Below are 17,127 nucleotides of genomic sequence, written 5' to 3'. Positions count from 1 at the left end.
AATCCGAAAACCTTATTTTACTTATAGATAAAATCCAAAATATGGATATCAAGGACGTCGATCTCAACCTGCTGAAAGTCTTCGATGCGCTGCGCAAAAAGCAAAGCGTGACCCTGGCCGGTGATCTCATGGGGCTTAGCCAGCCAGCCATGAGCTTCGCGTTGGCCAAGTTGCGCACGCTGTTCGATGACCCATTGTTCATTCGCACTTCACGTGGCATGCAACCTACGGCCAGGGCCCTGCAGATCGCTGAGCCGGTGCAACGGATTCTGGAGATGGTCAGCAGCGAGGTGTTGCCATCCACCGGTTTCGTTGCCGAACACTCCGAGCGACAACTGGTGCTGTGCATGTCGGATATCGGCGAAATGGTGTTCCTGCCCAGGTTGATGCGGATGCTCGACAGTAAGGCGCCCCAGTTAAGAATCCGTACCCTGGCGTTGTCCTCGGAGCAGTTGGAGGAGGGGCTGGATGCCGGCGAGGTGGACGCGGCAATCGGCTATTTTCCGCGCTTGCTCAATACCTCGATCCGGCATCGCGCGTTGTATCGCCATTCGTTTGTCTGCATCGTTCGTCGTGATCATCCCACCATCGGTGACAGCATGAGCGCCGAGCAATACCAGAGCGCAATGCATGTCGCGGTCCAGCCTGACGGGCGTGGAATGAGTGGACTGGATCGTGAGCTGGCGAGCCACGGCATCACCCGTCGAGTGCGTTTCAGCCTGCCACGGTTTATGGGCGTGCCATTTCTGGTGGCCGAGTCCGACATGATCGCCACTGTACCCTTGGCAGTCGGACGCAGGTTTGCCGACATCACCGATGTGCGCCTGGTGCCGCTGCCTTGGGATATTTGCGGATACGACATTCACCTTTACTGGCATACGCGGTTCCATCATGACCCGGCGAACCGCTGGTTGCGACAATCCTTCATTGAATTGCTCGATGACTTTTCTCCCGCAGACCAGATACAAATTTAATAGGTATCGGAAATAGTTAATTGACATAACTAATATGGCCGGTTAGTTTTTTGCTCACCTTCAAGTGCGCAACAAGTGAGCAGAAGCCATGGAACTCAGGGCGTGAGCAGTGCAGGGCAATATTCAGCCTTTGTCGATGTAGCGATTTTCGATGCGGTGCGCACCCCCTGGATTGATCTTGGTGGTGCCCTGGCCCAGGTTTCGCCTATCGATCTTGGGATCAAGGTTGCTCGTGAGGTGCTGGCTCGGGCCGGCATCGATCCTCTGGCCGTAGACAGCGTGCTGGCCGGCTCCATGGCCCAAGCCAGCTTTGACGCCTATTTGTTGCCGCGGCACATCGGGTTGTACAGCGGCGTGGCGCAAACGGTTCCTGCGCTGGGGGTACAGCGCATCTGCGCCACCGGCTTTGAGCTGCTGCACCAGTCTGCTGGACAGTTGCGCGATGACGTTCAGTTAGCCTTGTGCGTGGCCAGTGAATCGATGTCACGCAATCCGATCGCCGCCTACACCCACCGGAACGGGTTTCGTCTCGGTAGCGAGGTGCAATTCAAGGATTTTCTCTGGGAAGCCCTGTACGACCCGGCCCCCGGGGTGGATATGATCGCCACCGCCGACAACCTGGCGCGACGCTATGATCTGTGTCGCGAGGCGGTGGACCGTTATGCGTGCGACAGTCATCAGCGAGCCTTGCAGGCCCAGCGCGCAGGTGCCTGGTGTGAGGAAATCGTCCCCATCGATAACCAGGTGTTCGAACTGGAAGGCTATCAGCCAAGGGGCATCAGCCTGCCGCGCGGCACTGGTATCGTCACCCAGGACAGCCATCCACGACCTACTGACTTCTCGGCTTTATCGCGCCTGCGGGCGTTACATGTGGGGGGTGTACAAACCGCCGGTAATAGCTGCGCAGTCGTCGATGGTGCGGCGGCGGCCCTGGTAGGACGAGGCTCGGCCTGCGCGCGTGTGCCCCTGGCTCGCTTGCTGGCCAGCGCGGTGGTCGGTGTGGCCCCGGAGTTCATGGGCATCGGCCCGGCACCAGCGATCCGTCTGTTGCTGCAACGCAGCGGATTGAGCCTTGATGACATTGCCCGTTTCGAGATCAACGAAGCCCAGGCGGCCCAGGTACTGGCGGTCGCGCAGGAGTTGGAGCTGGATCATACGAAGCTCAACGTCCAGGGGGGCTCTTTGGCCGTCGGGCATCCACTGGCTGCAACCGGCCTGCGGTTGGTCATGACCCTGGCCAGGCAGTTGCGCCAGCACAATCTGCGCTACGGGATAGCCGCAGCATGTGTCGGTGGTGGCCAGGGCATGGCGTTGTTGATCGAGAATCCGACCTGCCACACCTGAGTTTATGCCCGCCCGCAGTGGTGGGGCGGTCTGTTTTATATCCTGACGAGGTGACTTATGTGGAGCTACCAGGCGCCTCTGCGCGATATGCAATTTGTGTTTGAGCATTGGTTGCAGGCGCCCGCCACATGGCGTCGCTGTCAGGCGTTCGATGCGCTTGATCTGCCGTTGGCGATGCAGGTGCTGGAGGAGTCGGGGCGCTTCACTCAGAACGTACTGGCCCCGTTGAACAGCAGTGGCGATCGCCAGGGTTGCCGTTGGAGGGCAGGCCATGTCAGTACCCCGGACGGCTTTGCCAGTGCCTATCAGGCCTACGTTGACGGTGGCTGGCCAGCGCTGGCTTGTGGCGAGGCGTTGGGTGGAGAGGGGTTGCCGCAATTGCTCGATGCCGCGCTGCAAGAGATGCTCTATGCCAGCAACCATGCCTGGGCCATGTACACCGGCATCGTCTACGGTGCGTACCTGTGCCTCAAGAGCCATGGTGCTCCTTGGCTGCAAGAGCGCTATCTGCCCGAGATCGTCAGTGGCCAAACCCTGCCTACCATGTGTTTGACCGAGCCCCAGGCAGGCAGCGATGTCGGCCTGCTGCGCTGTCGCGCCGAGCCTGGCGTAGATGGCAGCTATCGCCTGCATGGTAACAAGCTGTTTATCTCCGGCGGCGAGCACGACCTTACGGAAAATATCCTGCACTTGGTCTTGGCACGCGTGCCCGATGCGCCGTCGGGCAGTCGCGGCATCTCGCTGTTTCTGGTGCCCAAGCGACTGGACAATGGCCAGGCCAACGGTGTGCGCTGCGACGGTCTTGAACACAAGATGGGTATCAAGGGAAGTGCTACTTGCTCCCTGGTGTTCGATGGCGCTCAAGGCTGGTTGATCGGCGAAGCCAATCAGGGCCTGGCGGCGATGTTCGTGATGATGAATTCGGCGCGCTTGCATGTCGGCCTGCAAGGCTTAGGGCATACCGAAGTGGCGTGGCAGAACGCGAGGAAATATGCCGCCGAGCGCTTGCAGATGCGCGCACCGCTGAGACCCGAAGGGGTGCAAGCGCAGGCTGCCGACCCGCTTCACTATCATCCGGCCATGCGCCGGGTGTTGCTGGAGTTGCGCGCTGCCAGCGAAGGCATGCGAGCCATCGGCTATTGGGCCGCCCATTTGCTGGATCAGGCCGAACATGCCGTGGATCCACAGACCCGACAGCATGCCAGTCAACTGGCGCAGCTGTTGACGCCGATCATCAAGGCGTTCTTTACCGAACAGGGTTTCCGCCAAGCCAGCAGCTCCTTGCAAGTGTTCGGCGGTTACGGCTATGTCACCGAGTTCGCCATTGAGCAGACCTTACGTGACAGCCGCATTGCCATGATCTATGAGGGCAGCAACGAAATTCAGGCCAATGACCTGCTGCTGCGCAAGGTGCTGGGAGACCATGGCCAGGCGTTCGGCTTGCTGCTGGCGCAGCTGCGCGAAGAGGCGCGGCTGGGTGGCGACTGGGTTGAGTGCCAAGGGTTCGCCGCGGCCCTGGATAATCTCTGCAACTCGCTGGCGGCTGTGGTCGAGGACGTGGTCGAACGGACACGAGAAGACCGCGAATACCCCTATCGAATCGCAGGGGATTTCCTCCAGTTGTGTGGCGTAACGCTGCTGGCCTTGTCCTGGGCGCGGGCAGCACGGGTCTCCAGGGCATTGCCTGAAACGGATCCGCTACGTGCCGGCAAGTTGCAAAGCGCGGGGTTCTTTTTTGACTACCTGCCGTCCAGGCTGGCACAGCATCTGGCTGCTATCGTTGATGCTCGGGCTACCCTGGCGTTTATCTGAGGGGCGAGGGCGGGGTGTTCGCCCGAGCGCGAGTACTCAAACCCGGATAGGGTCAACCAACCGCTGCGGCCAAGACAACTCAAACAGCAGGCCCGGCTCCGCGCGCTTTGCAGACAGCATCCAGCCATGGGCCCGGGCAATTTCCTGGCAGATCGTCAGGCCAAGCCCCGCGCCATGATCACGGCGATGTGGCCCACGCCAGAAGCGCGTGAACAGGTGCGGCAATTGCTCGCGATCAACGCCGGGGCCCCAATCGCGCACCCTGAGTGCGCCCGCGCTGACGTGCATCCTGACCTCAGTACCGCGGGGGGCGTGTTGAATGGCATTTTCCAGCAGATTCTTGAGCAACGTGAAGAGCGCGCTTCGATCGGCCTGCCATTGGTCGCCTTCAGGCGTTTCGTCAACCAGAACAAGACGTACGTCGACGGCCTCGGCCATACGCTGCAGATAGCCGCAGGCTTCCCTGGCGACATCGGCTATTTCCACTGTGGCAAAACTGTAATTCTGAACCTCACTGGCTTCGGTCAGGAGCAGCAGTTGCTGGACTTGCCGTGTCATATGCGCCACATCATCGAGCAGGGCATTGTGCGCGTGACTGTCTTGCATCAGTTCGATTTGCGCGCGAATCAGCGCCAGCGGTGTTTTCAACTCGTGCGCGGCGGTTGCAAGAAACTCCTGCTGGACACGATAACCTCGCTCCAGGCGCGCAAGCGCCTGGTTGAAGCTGGTGACCAGCGGCTCGACCTCGGACGGCACGGTTTTTACCTGCAACCGCGAGTGCAGGGAGCGAGGGGAGATGGCCGCCGCTGACTCCGACACTTCACGCAAGGGTTTGAGGGTGTAGCCCAACGTGAAATAAGCGCAGGCGCCGAAGACGAACAGCAGCACCAGGCTGAACAGCGCGATCCCGGCCCCCATGAATGGCAAGGCAAATCCCCCATGGAGCAAATCCATTAGCCTTTCGCTGGCGGCAAATTGCAGATACCAGGTCTTGCCTTGGTGCTCGACAGCCGCGGTGGCGGCGTACATGACGATGCCTTCACGTTCGAACTTGAATCTCGGTTGTTGCGATGGAGGATTCGATGCGACTGAAGACCAGAACGTCGCGTCGGTGGAGGTCAGGACCACATTGCCCGTTGAATCCAGCACGCGGTGGCCGATTTCCCGCCCCAGGCTATCGAAGGTCCAGACTCGGTCACCCTCGCTGCTGTCGAAGCCGTTGGGCCGGCCAGTGGCATCGAACTGGAGCTTGCCGGCCAGTTCATGGGTGCGCTCGGCGACGTCGGTGGTCAATAAAATATCGCTCTTTGAGGTGACGAGCGCGAGCACCCCTAATGCAATCAGCAGAATACTCAACCCTACGCCGACCACGTAGGCGAGCAGCACCTTGAAGCTGATGCTATTGCGCCACGTCCTCTTGACGAAGGGCATAACCGAGACCTCTGAGGTTGATGATTCGTTGGCGGGAGCCGATGGTAAGCAGCTTGCGGCGGATCCGGTGAAGGGCCACATCCAGTGCGTTAGGCGTCACGGCTTCGCTCAAGCCCCAGCCTGCCGCTTCTATCGCGGCGCGACGCACGATTTCTCCTGGCTTTCGCAATAGCAACAGCATGATCTGCATTTCCGCCGGCGCGAGAGGAATGCTTTGGCCGGCACAACACATGATGCCGGTATCGGGTTGCAGGCTCAGGTCACCATGACTCGGCGCGAGTGGACGACAGTCCACGGGACGCCTTAGCAACGCCCGCACACGCGCGACCATCTCATCCATGGCGAATGGCTTGGGCAGATAATCATCTGCTCCAGCATCCAGGCCTGCGACACGGTCGTGCAGCGCGTCGCGCGCCGTGAGAACAAGGCAGGGCAAGCCAAGCCCGGCGTTGCGCAAGCGCTGCAACAAGACGAGCCCGTCGCCGTCCGGCAAGCCGCGATCAAGAATCAGCGCCTGGTAAGGGACCCGCCCGATAGCCGCCCAAGCGCCATCGATGCGGTTGACCACATCGACGGCGATGCCGGCGCTCGCCAGGCCTTTGCACACCAGATGCGCCAATCGCTCGTGGTCTTCGACCAGCAGAATACGACTCATCAGAAGCGGTACAGGTAGCCGAAGAGCACGCTGTTTTCAGTAGAACGGTCTACCAGCGGGCTGTCCTTGATCTCATCGGCGAGGCGGGTGGCCTTGACGTCAAGGAACACGGAATGATGGTCATCGAACATATAGTTTCCACGAACGCCAAGTTCGGTATTGAGGCCGGATTTTCCATCATAGGCCGCTCGATCAATGCGAGCTTCACTTTCGCGAACACCAAAATAATAATCAACGTACTTTTGGTCCTGCCATATCGCCGCCACTCGTGGCGTGAGGGTGAGGTGTTCACCCCATTGCCAGGATCTCTCAAGACCCAGGGTGAAGCGCTGGCCCTTGCTGTTGCCCGATACGTCCGCCAGCCACTGGGCGCTGACATCGGCCAGAGGGTTGCGCCACTGCACCTTGGCGCCCGCCCAGAAGCCCCCTTTACGATCACTCATGCCATCCAGGAAGCGGGCATCGTCGTCGTCATAACCACTGAAGTCGTATTCACCGACGATGCTCAGATCCAGTTGCTGGGAGTCGTTGAGAGTGAAACCCGGCAGCTTGATCTCGGCGGTAGGGCCGAATACTCGTACGTAGTCATTTTCAAAGTAGATCAATGGTATGGCCTGAGTTTCACGGTCGACGCCCTTGTACGGCTGCTGGCTGCTGACCGCCCCGATGCCAAGGCCCCAGGATGACGTCGACTCGGCGTTTGCCGACTCAGCGGCGAGCGCGACCATGGATGAGCACAGACCGAGCACCAAGGCTTGGGTGGTGGCAGTCAACCGGATCGCACTTGAAACGGTAGACAGGGGCGTGCAATGCATGGGGTTCTCCAGATCGATAGGATGAAAGCGACCCTATCGTCGAAAAGTTCTTCTTACTGGACACTTACCCATCAACCGACATCGATCCCTTCCTGGTAAGAGTCGCCAAGGATTCCCTATCCGATAGTGGGCACCGGTGCCCTGCAGCCCTTTGAATATGCTTGTCAGCCGATTCTGACAAGAATGTCAGCAAGCGGTCAGTTTGCGGACACCTTGATTGTCTAGACTGGTGGAGGGTAGCTACAGGCTACTTTGCAGGTCGTGTGCAAAAATTACCCAAACCTGGATCCCTGATTGCCCGGTTGTCCCGCTTCCCGAGAGGAGTTACCTGATGCGCTTGCTCATCGTCGAGGACGAAGAAAAGACGTCCTCCTATGTGCATCGTGGCCTGAGTGAGCTCGGCTACATTGTCGATGTGGCGAGTAACGGCATCGATGGGCTGCACTATGCGCTGGAAATGGACTATGACGTCGTGATCCTGGATGTCATGTTGCCGGGCAAGGACGGTTACAGCGTGCTGGAGGGTTTGCGCCAGCAGAAGAAAACCCCGGTCATCATGTTGTCGGCCAGGGGGACGGTGGATGATCGCGTTCGCGGGTTGCGCGAGGGCGCTGATGACTACCTTGGCAAACCTTTTTCCTTTGCAGAACTGGTCGCCCGCGTTCAGGCATTGATCCGTCGTCGCACCGCAGACACGGCTGACCTGACCCATCTGCGCATCGACGACCTGGAGGTCGACCTGCAAGCGCGCAAGGTGACCAGGGCCGGGCTGCGGCTGGATCTGACGGCCAAGGAGTTTTGTCTGTTGAGCCTTCTGGCGCGGCACCAGGGAGAGATTCTTTCCAAACTGATGATTGCCGAGCAGGTCTGGGACATGAATTTCGACAGTGACGCCAACGTGGTCGAGGTTGCGATCAAGCGCGTCCGGGCCAAGGTCGATGTGCCTTATTCGCGCAAACTGCTGCATACGGTCCGGGGCATGGGCTATGTACTGGAAAGTCGTGAAGCCGATGCCAGTCAAGGCAGTACCCGCTGATGAAGGGGTCGATAGCCAAGCGGCTGGCATTGATGTTTGCGCTGGCGGTCTTGCTGATCATCTCTATCAGCGCGACGCTGCTGCGCTGCTCATTGAAGACATCGCTCGAAGATCAGATGCAAAACGAGTTGATCCTGCGCCATTCCGTACTTGATCCCGTGCTCACAAAATACGATTCACCGGCATTCTGGGTCGGCTTGCGTGAAAAGCTCGATGGCCTGACGCCCACGGATCAGCGGGTGCGTTATTGGGTCCTGGTTGACGACCCGGCCTACAGCTATGGCGGAGCGATGCCGGACGGCCAGGATTGGTCGAAGCGCCCGGATGGATTTTTCAGCATGGCGATACCTGAACGGGATCGTCCCATGGTGCTGCAAGTCAAGACTATCTCTGCCATGGGTAACCGCCCGGAGTTGCGCTTTATCGTGGGGCTCGATTCAACGCCGTTCATGAAGACCCTGGACCATTTCACCAAGACGCTGATCCTGACTTCGGCGCTGGGCATCGTACTGGTCGCGCTGCTGGGTTACTGGATCGCGCGTTTCGGCCTGGGGCCGGTCAGGCGCCTGAGCCGTCAGGCCAACAGCCTGCCGCCGGGTGATTCAAAGCAGCGACTGGACACCGAGGCACTGCCCGACGAGTTACAGGAACTGGCGGTGTCGTTCAACGGGGCCCTGGCTCGCCAGGAGGCCGCCTGGTGCCAGCTCGAAGGGTTCAATGCCAATGTCGCCCATGAGCTGCGAACGCCGCTGACCAACCTGATCGGGCAGACCCAGGTCGCGTTGGCCCACGGGCGTGATGTGGCTGAGCTTCAGGATCTGCTGCAATCGAATCTGGAAGAGCTTGAACGCATGGGCACCATCGTCAATGACATGCTGTTCCTGGCGGGTGCCGAAAGCGGGCAGCGTGCGACCGAACTCAGTGATGTCTCGCTCTACGAGGAGGCGTCCAAGACGGTGGAATACCTGGAGCCCGTCTTGCACGACAAACAGTTGGACGTGGTGATCAAAGGCGACATGCGCGTATGCATCGACCGACGCCTTTTTCACCGCTCTTTGGCCAATCTGCTGCAAAACGCGGCGCGATACGCGGTGCCGCAGAGCACCATTACTGTAAGCCTGGAACGTCTTGGCGCGCAGGCCAAGGTAAGTGTTTCCAATGCGGGTGAGCCCATTGACGAGGTGCACCTGCAGCGCTTGTTCGAGCGTTTCTATCGCGCCGATGTCGCCCGGGCGCGAAGCGACGCACACCATGGCCTGGGGCTTTCCATTGTGCGGGCAGTAGCGTCCATGCACGGTGGCCGTGTGTTCGCCCATAGCAAGGATGGCTTCAATACCTTCGGATTCTCCCTGACCAGCCAGGCAGCCCGCTAGTCGCCGTCAACCGATGGCCGGCGTGGCTCGCCGGCGTTTGACATCTTCCTGTCAGTCAGCAGTCACCTTGACGTCAGTCACCTCCCCCTAGAGTGCTACGACCATCCCGGTAAAGGACAGTCGTGGAGTCCACTATGAACATTCAAAACGTGTCGATCGCCAGTCTTCTGGCATTCATCACTCTGAGCGGTTTGCCTCTGTTCGCCGAAGAGAAATCGGATGTGCCTGCCTACGAATATGGCATGCCGCTGGATATCGCCAGGGTCATCCGCATTGAAGAACCGGAGTCGCGGGTGTGCGAGGTCGTGCGCGCAAAGATGACCTACGTGAATACACAAGGGGTCACAGAGCGCGTCAGCTTTCTGAAGCAGTCTGAGGTGTGCGTGCTCCAGTGACCGTTCGGCAGTGCTGGTTCTTCATCCAAATAGAGAGCTCAACCATGTGCATCAGAACAGCAGCAACCGAAACGGGCCTTTCAAATAACTTGAGCCGACTGGTGAAGCTGGCTCGAACACTGACCGTTGGCGCCGTGCTGCTAAGCGCGGTCAGTATCGATGCGTCCAGCCGCGTCGCGCCGAAACCGGACTGGTCGACCAGCGACATGCCTTCTCAGGAAGGTCGAATCGTCCTGATCACCGGCGGCACGAGCGGCATGGGGTACGAGGACGCACTGGCACTGGCCCGGGCCGGCGCCGACGTCATCATTGCTGCGCGCAACCCGGAGCGTGGCGCGCAGGCCATCGCGCAAATCAAAACATCCGTACCCGACGCCAAGGTGCAGTTCGAGGCCGTGGATCTGGCCAATCTTTCATCGGTGCGCAGCCTGGCCCAGCGTCTGAACCAGCGACTGCCGCGCCTGGATGTGTTGATCAACAATGCCGCCGTCATGGCGCCTCCGGAGCGGGGTACCTCCGCGGATGGCTTCGAGCTCCAGTTGGCGACCAACTACCTGGGGCACTTCGCACTGACCGGCCTGCTGGTACCGTTGTTACGGCAAAGCCAGGACGCTCGCGTGGTGAGCCTTTCGAGCATCGCCGCGGCTCGCGGAACAATGAACTTCAACGACCTGCAGGCTGAGCAGCAGTACCAACCTTTGGCCGTCTACGCGCAGTCCAAGCTGGCCATCCTGCACTGGACTTTTGCCTTGCAGCAGCGCAGCGAGGCCGCAGGTTGGAACATTCGCAGCATCGCTGCGCATCCAGGCGTCGCCGTCACCGAGTTGGTCGCGCGTGGTCCGGGTCTGAACAGCGAGTTCGGCCAGCGATGGGCCAAGGATCGCGACGAATACCATTCAGCTGCCCAAGGGGCGCTGCCCACGCTGTATGCCGCCACCGCGCCTGAGGCGGTTGGCGGTGCCTACTACGGCCCCACCGGCGACGAGGAAAAGCGCGGCCCGTTGGGCTTCGCCAGGATGCCGCCGGCCGCCACCCATGAGGCGGATGCCGAACGGCTCTGGACCGTCTCCGAGCGACTGACCGGCGTCACCTACCGCTGATCATGCCTTGGGCACGGCAATCCGTTGCGTGCCCACTCTCTTGCCTGTTGTCGCCTTCCAGGAGTCTCCATGAGTGCGCCTTCCTACTTGCATCGACTGAGCCTTGCCGTGAACGCCCGTGACGATGAGCTGCGTCCGGCGCTGTGCGGGTTCTTGTTGTTCCTCTGCCTCTTTACCGGCTACTTCATGCTGCGCCCGATACGTGAATCGATGGGCATCGCGGCGGGCGTGGAGAATCTGCAATGGCTGTTCACTGCCACGTTCCTGGTGATGCTGGCGGCCGTTCCGTTGTTTGCCTGGGTCAGTTCCCGGGTCCCGCGCCTGCGCCTCGTTGATTGGGTGTACGGCTTCTTCGGGATCAACTTGCTGATGTTCGTTGAATTGTTCGAGTTTCAATCGGACAGCGTCTGGCTCGCCCGTACTTTCTACGTATGGATATCGGTTTATAACCTCTTCGTGGTGTCCGTGGCCTGGAGCCTGATGGCGGATGTATTCGACAGTGAACAGGCCAAGCGGCTGTTTGCCTTCATCGCTGCCGGCGCCAGCATCGGCGGTCTGCTGGGGCCGGCCCTGAGCGCGGCGCTTATTGAGGCCATTGGTGCCTCGGGCTTGATGTTTCTGGCCGCGCTGTTGCTGGGTGTCACATTTGTATTGAAGCGGGCGCTGATGGGCTGGCGCGAAAAGGGCGGGGCTGGGCGGCCTGGTGCGGCACCGACGCAAAGCCCCGGGCAGCCACTGCAGGGCAATCCGTTCAGCGGTTTGACGGCGGTGCTCAGGTCACCCTACCTGTTGGGGATCGCCGGGTTCGTCGTGCTACTGGCGACGGTCACCACCTTTCTCTACTTCGAGCAGGCGCGCCTGGTGGCCGAACATTTTCCGAGTCGTGAGGCGCAGGTCCGGGTTTTCGGCACCATTGACTTCATCGTGCAGGCTGGCGCTCTGGTGTCTCAGCTGTTCATCACCGGGCGCATTGCGCCGAAGCTGGGGGTGCGTGCGTTACTGGCGATCGTGCCGCTGCTCATGTGCATCGGGTTCGTGGGTCTTGCGCTGGCCCCCGGCTTCGCACTGCTTGCCGCCCTGATGATCGTGCGGCGAATCGGTGAATACGCGTTCGTCCGGCCGGGCAGGGAAATGCTCTTCGCACCCTTGGATGCCGAGAGCAAGTACAAGGCCAAGAACTTCATCGACACCGTGGTTTATCGCGGCGGTGATGCGCTGAGCGGTTGGGCCAAGAGCCTGCTCGACATGCTGGGGCAGGGCACTGGCCTGGCGGCTCTGATCGGCGCGGGCTGCGCGCTGCTGTGGGCCTATCTGGGATGGCAATTGGGACAGCATGCCGATAACCAGCAGCAGGCACGGGGAGTGGCCGCCAGCGCCAGCGCCGTCGAAACATAACCCGGAGTACACAAAAGGCCACGCGGCGGGAGTGCGCGGGGTGGTTCATCATCGCATGAGTCCTGCCGGTCATCGCGTTCCCGGAATGCGCTGGAGATCAAAGTTTTATTCTGAAAAGTGTGCAGGCTCAGACGAACTTTCAGCGGTGTTGAACTTAATCGATAAAAGTATATTTCGGTCAGCGAATTAATGGAGGCGAATGCTCGGAAAGAATGCCCGGCAACCCATTGGGTAACGGGCCTATATTGATAATTTTTGTCCACTTGTCAACACGATTACAGCCCTTATTATTGCCTGACTGAGTGAATCGGAAGAGGGTTTTATGGGGCAGGTATTTGAAGGTTGCGTCAAAGTGATCGTTCCTTGTGGTTCATTAGGGGCGGGCGTTCGTGAAGAAGAAATTACTTATGGACTGGTGGCCGGTGCGCAAGCAATTGCCACGGACGCCGGTTCTACCGATAGCGGAGCAGCGTATCTCGCACTTGGAAAATCGAAGAATAACCGCGGGGCGGTCAAACGCGACTTGACGATATTAATGAAGGCGCAGGCCTGGTCCGGGGTGCCGATAATTGTCGGCACGGCAGGACAGGCCGGTGGCGATCTCAACCTGGACTGGACGCGCGATATAGTCCTGGAGGTTGCAGGAGAGTTGGGCGTCACACCAAAGATTGCGCTCATATATTGTGAACAGGACAGGGACACCGTTAAGCAGTTGAACGCACAGGGGCGTATCAAACCGCTGCCGCCTCACGGTGAGCTCGATGACGCTACAGTGGACAGTTGTGAACACATTGTGGCGGCGCTGGGTGTAGAACCGTTCATTGCCGCGCTTGAAGCAGGCGCCGATATCATTTTGGCGGGTCGTTCGACCGACACGGCGGTCATTGCCTGTTATCCGATCTGGAAGGGCGCGCCCTGGGGGCCGTCCTGGCATGCCGGCAAAACGGGGGAGTGCGGTGTCCAGTGCGCCGTTAACCCGACATTGGGCTCGGGAATATTGCTCAGCGTTGATGCGCAGGGTTTCGACGTTGAGCCATTAAGTAAAGACAATCAGTGCACGCCCCATAGCGTCTCTGCACACATGCTTTATGAAAATAGCGACCCGTTTCGATTGGTGGAACCCGGCGGTATCCTGAACGTCGCACAAGCGCGCTACCAGAAGCTGAACGAGCGAGCCGTTCGTGTCGTAGGGTCTGAATGGGAGACGATGCCCTACACAATGAAGCTGGAGGGCGCCGCGGCCGGGCTCTATCAGACAATCATGTTAGTGGGTATCCAGGACCCTGATGTACTCAATGATATTGATGGGTTTCATGACCGCCTGCTGGAAGCCCTGTACACCCGGACCCGTCAATCCATCCCGCCGCAGGAGTTGGGAGAGTTTCATATCTCGCTGCGAATGTATGGCTGGAACGGCGTCACCGGCGTAAACCCCCCCGTTGGAACTTTGCCTCCGCCGGAAATAGGCATGCTATTTGTCGCCACAGCAGCGACTCAAGAAATGGCAAATACGATTGCCCAAGCATGCAATCCCTACTTTTTTCACTACCCCAGCGTAATGGGCAAGGAATTGCCTTCTTACGGCTTTGCTTTCACCCCGGCTGATATACCTCGCGGTCAGATTTATGAGTTCAAGTTAAATCACGTAGTGCAATTGGAGGACCCATTTGAGTTGGTGCGTATTCAATGGATCGATCTTTCCGAGTCAACGTTGGCTGTGAAGGAGTTGAGTTAATGGTTAAGTTGCGTGATGTATGCCGACATGTTCGATCCAAACAAGCCGGGCCGTTCTGGATTACCTTCGATATATTTTTTGACGGGCGTGAAAACTTTGAGCGTTACTCACAAAGTGCAGCACTTTCATCGGCGCAATTCGCAAGGCTCTATGGCACCGATCCGGCACGGGTGAAACATATTCCCGTTGCTGACCTGGAAATGGTCAAGATTTCCTACCCTCGCGCTACGCCGCAAGGCGGGATGGTGGAGCGCGACATGCATGCCGGCCAGCAATACGTACGTTTACTCGACGTCATTCTGGACTGAGAACCGCACGCGTCACCTGGCAACAGGTGATGCCGTCGCCGCCATCGGCGCAGACCCAACCCTGGTGCAGAACAGAGGCAACCATGAGCAATACGACTATTGCGCTGCAACTTGCAGAGTACGCGCATAAATTCAGGCATCAGCGACTGCCCGAAGAGATCATCGCGTTGGTGCGACAGCGCTTCATTGACAGTCTGGCGTGCATATTGGGGGCCTACGGAGCGGCGCCTGTGAATGCCGCTGTGTGTTATGCGGTTGCCAATCCCGCGCAGGCGTCCAGCGTGTTCGGAACAACTATCCAAACAACGCCAGAGATAGCGGCGTTTGCCAATGGCGTGATGGTCCGTTTCCTGGACTACAACGATGGCTATATGGGGCTGGAGCCGGGCCATCCGAGTGACAATATTCCGGCCTGCCTAGCGCTAGCAGAGGCCGAGGGGGCCACCGGGGCAGAACTCATTTCGGCCATTGTGCTGGCCTATGAGATCCAGATGCGACTGCAGGACGCGGCCAGCCTGAACAAGCGCGGCTGGGACCACGTCAATTACATAAATGTGGCGATGGCCGCGGCGGCTTCCAGTCTGATGAAGCTGGATGTGGCGCAGACCGCACAGGCAATCAATATAGCGTTGAGCGCTCATCTGGCCATGCGCCAGGTTCGCAGTGGATCCCTGTCGGACTGGAAGGGCTGCTCGGCCGCAAACGCTGCACGTAATGCGATCTTCGCTGCCCAGCTGTCGCGTCACGGCATGACCGGCCCGTCGCCGGTGTTCGAGGGGGACATGGGATTCTTTAAATTGGTCTCAGGCCCGTTCGACCTGGATACGGATCGTTTTGGTACGCCCGAGAATGGTGATTACGCTATACGGCGCTCCCTGACCAAGACCTTTCCCACCAACGGTGAGTTGCATACTGCGGTGTGGGCAGCCCTGGATATACGTGCTCGGATTGACGATCTCGACGATATCGCTTGCATCGTTATCGAAACGTCCGAGTTCAATCGTCGAGTGTTGGCAGACACCCCTGAAAAATGGTTGCCCAAAACGCGAGAGACGGCGGATCACAGCTTGCCCTACAACGTGGCCCGGGCGCTGCTCGACGGTGACATCACCATAGACTCTTATTCGCCGGAAAAGATGGCTGATCCCATGGTGGTTGCCCTGATGGGCAAGATCAGCGTGGTGGAGGATGGCGCGCTCACCGCGTTGTTTCCGCGTCATCTTGCCAACCGGGTCAGCGCCACGCTGGTGTCAGGCGAAATCGTCGTAAGCGAGATGATCAGCGGGCCCGGGTCCGTCGAAACACCGATGACCGATAGCGATTTTGAACGAAAATTCAGGAGGATGGCCTCACCTCATCTTGAAGAGTCGGCGCAGGCCAAGGTGCTTGGGTATGTGGCTGAACTTCAACACCAACCCGAATTCACATCGCTGTTTGCGGCCATGGTTGCTTCTGTCTAGTCACTGGCGAGGTGGGTCGCTCGTGGCAGAGTTCCCGTGTACCGAGCGCGGGGGCGAGCGTCATGATGCTGGTTGTATTGCTCGCTGGCGTGGGCTATCCAGCCGATCAATCTTCCGACACCCGCCAGTGCGATTTCCTGCCGATGCAACCCAAGCTTTCTACCGATGAAACTCACCAGGAGAATGAACTCCGGGGGGTATGCGACGAGTTCCGAGGCGACCGAAAAAGCTTTCTGCAACTTGGCAAATTCGGGGTCGCCCTCGAAGGCAGCGGTCAACGCTTTCATCAGATTGGTAGCACGTGGGTCACTGACTGAGTGGACATTAGGTCCGAACCCGATGATGTGCCCCTCCTGACTGTACCGTTGCAATATCGGTTGGGTGGGATCGGTAGCTGTACAGATTTCCTCGATCATCCTGCTGGCGGCTTCGTTTCTGCCATAGGCGATCTTATGACCCCTGGCGGCCGCGAGTCCCGCGATCGCTGCGTAGTAGGGGGTGGCGCCGGTCGTGGCGGCAACGCGAACGCTGTGAGTGGCGTGGTCCAGTTCATGATCGACGCTGAGGATCAGAAGACGCCTGATCAGATCGGCGTGGGCTGGCGGGGCTGCGCAGGCCTGGGTAATGAATTCGTGCAAGGGTTGTGTGCTTGGTTGGGTCGCGCCCACGACCAACGCGGCAAACCATCTCACAACATCGGCGCCGGTGCGTGCATAGCTGTCGATGGAAAGATCGAAGGCTTTGGGGTTCTCCCTTTGAACCAGCGGGAAAAGTGCAATTGCCTTCTCCGGCGCTGACATGTGCTCATAGATCTTCAGCAGTTTGACGCTATCCTTCGGCGCGCGCGGCAGCGACGGTCCGAAGGCCGATGGCACCTGCCACATCAATCCGGCGACCTCCTCGACCGTGGCGTGGTCGGCGAGCTCGACGACGTCGTGCCCCCTGTAGAAGAGGCCGTCATCGGTGATCAATGTAATGGCGCTGTCCGATGACGACGAGCGCTTTGCAGCGTGCCCCGCGGGGCTTTTCACCAAGCGCTGGATGTCTTCGGCCCAATAGCGACGCTTGGGCGTGTTGGCGATCTTGACGGACCGAATGTTCTTCCGGCTGACGTAGGCATAAAGGGTTGGAAGGCTGACCCCCAGCATTCCAGCCGCTTCTTCTGCCGAAAGGTAAAGGTCTTCTTGATCAGGCATGACGGATCCGAACAGGTTGATGGGGGTTTGTACATATTCATTAAATATACCTGCCTTGCGTCAATGTCTACCAGGATATCCATTCCGTCGTGTTTTCA

At 59.2% G+C, this 17,127-nt stretch carries 15 protein-coding genes; 11 read left to right on the top strand and 4 right to left on the bottom strand.

What is annotated here, in order from left to right:
* Positions 1-41: 41 nt before the first annotated feature.
* The 3 genes from AC3I65_RS15030 to AC3I65_RS15020 all read left to right on the top strand — a co-directional run bounded on the left by AC3I65_RS15030 (position 42) and on the right by AC3I65_RS15020 (position 4,130).
* Positions 42-974: a LysR family transcriptional regulator gene (locus tag AC3I65_RS15030; RefSeq protein ID WP_047225580.1), complete on the top strand. Its 933-nt coding sequence runs from the start codon at positions 42-44 to the stop codon at positions 972-974.
* 102 nt (positions 975-1,076) lie between these two features.
* Positions 1,077-2,318: a thiolase family protein gene (locus AC3I65_RS15025; protein ID WP_488523946.1), complete on the top strand. Its 1,242-nt coding sequence runs from the start codon at positions 1,077-1,079 to the stop codon at positions 2,316-2,318.
* Between the two features lie 57 nt (positions 2,319-2,375).
* Positions 2,376-4,130 (top strand): acyl-CoA dehydrogenase, encoded by a 1,755-nt coding sequence (locus AC3I65_RS15020; RefSeq protein WP_488523945.1) that lies wholly within the window; start codon positions 2,376-2,378, stop codon positions 4,128-4,130.
* A 36-nt stretch (positions 4,131-4,166) separates the two neighbouring features.
* On the opposite strand, the gene AC3I65_RS15015 is transcribed toward AC3I65_RS15020, so the two are convergent.
* From AC3I65_RS15015 to AC3I65_RS15005, 3 genes are read right to left on the bottom strand one after another with little or no spacing between them, the layout of a single operon-like run.
* Positions 4,167-5,561, bottom strand: coding sequence for a sensor histidine kinase (locus tag AC3I65_RS15015; RefSeq protein WP_160892122.1), 1,395 nt, complete (start codon positions 5,559-5,561; stop codon positions 4,167-4,169).
* On the bottom strand, positions 5,530-6,216 hold the full coding sequence (locus AC3I65_RS15010; protein WP_047225584.1) for a response regulator transcription factor: 687 nt from the start codon (positions 6,214-6,216) through the stop codon (positions 5,530-5,532). The genes AC3I65_RS15015 and AC3I65_RS15010 overlap by 32 nt, the downstream gene beginning before the upstream one ends.
* On the bottom strand, positions 6,216-7,031 hold the full coding sequence (locus AC3I65_RS15005) for a MipA/OmpV family protein (protein WP_160892124.1): 816 nt from the start codon (positions 7,029-7,031) through the stop codon (positions 6,216-6,218). The genes AC3I65_RS15010 and AC3I65_RS15005 overlap by 1 nt, the downstream gene beginning before the upstream one ends.
* Positions 7,032-7,362: 331 nt before the next feature.
* On the opposite strand from AC3I65_RS15005, the gene AC3I65_RS15000 reads away from it, so the two are divergent.
* From AC3I65_RS15000 to AC3I65_RS14965, 8 genes are all read left to right on the top strand, one after another.
* Positions 7,363-8,067 (top strand): heavy metal response regulator transcription factor, encoded by a 705-nt coding sequence (locus AC3I65_RS15000; RefSeq protein WP_047225586.1) that lies wholly within the window; start codon positions 7,363-7,365, stop codon positions 8,065-8,067.
* Positions 8,067-9,440 (top strand): heavy metal sensor histidine kinase, encoded by a 1,374-nt coding sequence (locus tag AC3I65_RS14995; RefSeq protein ID WP_047225587.1) that lies wholly within the window; start codon positions 8,067-8,069, stop codon positions 9,438-9,440. The genes AC3I65_RS15000 and AC3I65_RS14995 overlap by 1 nt, the downstream gene beginning before the upstream one ends.
* 134 nt (positions 9,441-9,574) lie before the next feature.
* On the top strand, positions 9,575-9,835 hold the full coding sequence (locus AC3I65_RS14990) for a DUF2790 domain-containing protein (protein ID WP_188250751.1): 261 nt from the start codon (positions 9,575-9,577) through the stop codon (positions 9,833-9,835).
* Between the two features lie 44 nt (positions 9,836-9,879).
* Complete coding sequence (locus AC3I65_RS14985) at positions 9,880-10,935, top strand: oxidoreductase (RefSeq protein WP_488523944.1); 1,056 nt, start codon at positions 9,880-9,882, stop codon at positions 10,933-10,935.
* Positions 10,936-11,004: 69 nt separating this feature from the next.
* Positions 11,005-12,330, top strand: a complete 1,326-nt coding sequence (locus AC3I65_RS14980; RefSeq protein WP_107322820.1) for an NTP/NDP exchange transporter — start codon at positions 11,005-11,007, stop codon at positions 12,328-12,330.
* Between the two features lie 322 nt (positions 12,331-12,652).
* Positions 12,653-14,065, top strand: coding sequence for an acyclic terpene utilization AtuA family protein (locus AC3I65_RS14975; protein ID WP_076384215.1), 1,413 nt, complete (start codon positions 12,653-12,655; stop codon positions 14,063-14,065).
* The gene (locus AC3I65_RS14970; RefSeq protein ID WP_047225592.1) at positions 14,065-14,373 is read left to right on the top strand and encodes a DUF4387 domain-containing protein; all 309 of its coding nucleotides are present in this window, start codon (positions 14,065-14,067) and stop codon (positions 14,371-14,373) included. Before AC3I65_RS14975 ends, AC3I65_RS14970 begins: the two co-directional genes overlap by 1 nt.
* A gap of 83 nt (positions 14,374-14,456) precedes the next feature.
* Positions 14,457-15,833 (top strand): MmgE/PrpD family protein, encoded by a 1,377-nt coding sequence (locus AC3I65_RS14965; protein WP_488523943.1) that lies wholly within the window; start codon positions 14,457-14,459, stop codon positions 15,831-15,833.
* Here the strand turns inward: AC3I65_RS14965 and AC3I65_RS14960 are convergent.
* Positions 15,830-17,029: a citrate synthase gene (locus AC3I65_RS14960; RefSeq protein ID WP_076384217.1), complete on the bottom strand. Its 1,200-nt coding sequence runs from the start codon at positions 17,027-17,029 to the stop codon at positions 15,830-15,832. The genes AC3I65_RS14965 and AC3I65_RS14960 overlap by 4 nt on opposite strands.
* Positions 17,030-17,127: the final 98 nt, after the last annotated feature.

The sequence above is a fragment of the Pseudomonas sp. N-1-13 genome, assembly GCF_057787095.1.
This window is presented reverse-complemented; position numbering and strand designations above follow the sequence as displayed.

Excerpts from the sequence above, each read along its gene's own strand:
- AC3I65_RS15010 (WP_047225584.1), bottom strand. The coding sequence starts at position 6,216 with ATGAGTCGTATTCTGCTGGTCGAAGACCACGAGCGATTGGCGCATCTG.
- AC3I65_RS14985 (WP_488523944.1), top strand. The coding sequence starts at position 9,880 with ATGTGCATCAGAACAGCAGCAACCGAAACGGGCCTTTCAAATAACTTG.
- AC3I65_RS15020 (WP_488523945.1), top strand. The coding sequence starts at position 2,376 with ATGTGGAGCTACCAGGCGCCTCTGCGCGATATGCAATTTGTGTTTGAG.
- AC3I65_RS15015 (WP_160892122.1), bottom strand. The coding sequence starts at position 5,561 with ATGCCCTTCGTCAAGAGGACGTGGCGCAATAGCATCAGCTTCAAGGTG.
- AC3I65_RS15005 (WP_160892124.1), bottom strand. The coding sequence starts at position 7,031 with ATGCATTGCACGCCCCTGTCTACCGTTTCAAGTGCGATCCGGTTGACT.
- AC3I65_RS14995 (WP_047225587.1), top strand. The coding sequence starts at position 8,067 with ATGAAGGGGTCGATAGCCAAGCGGCTGGCATTGATGTTTGCGCTGGCG.
- AC3I65_RS15030 (WP_047225580.1), top strand. The coding sequence starts at position 42 with ATGGATATCAAGGACGTCGATCTCAACCTGCTGAAAGTCTTCGATGCG.
- AC3I65_RS14980 (WP_107322820.1), top strand. The coding sequence starts at position 11,005 with ATGAGTGCGCCTTCCTACTTGCATCGACTGAGCCTTGCCGTGAACGCC.
- AC3I65_RS14970 (WP_047225592.1), top strand. The coding sequence starts at position 14,065 with ATGGTTAAGTTGCGTGATGTATGCCGACATGTTCGATCCAAACAAGCC.
- AC3I65_RS14990 (WP_188250751.1), top strand. The coding sequence starts at position 9,575 with ATGAACATTCAAAACGTGTCGATCGCCAGTCTTCTGGCATTCATCACT.
- AC3I65_RS14975 (WP_076384215.1), top strand. The coding sequence starts at position 12,653 with ATGGGGCAGGTATTTGAAGGTTGCGTCAAAGTGATCGTTCCTTGTGGT.
- AC3I65_RS14965 (WP_488523943.1), top strand. The coding sequence starts at position 14,457 with ATGAGCAATACGACTATTGCGCTGCAACTTGCAGAGTACGCGCATAAA.
- AC3I65_RS15000 (WP_047225586.1), top strand. The coding sequence starts at position 7,363 with ATGCGCTTGCTCATCGTCGAGGACGAAGAAAAGACGTCCTCCTATGTG.
- AC3I65_RS14960 (WP_076384217.1), bottom strand. The coding sequence starts at position 17,029 with ATGCCTGATCAAGAAGACCTTTACCTTTCGGCAGAAGAAGCGGCTGGA.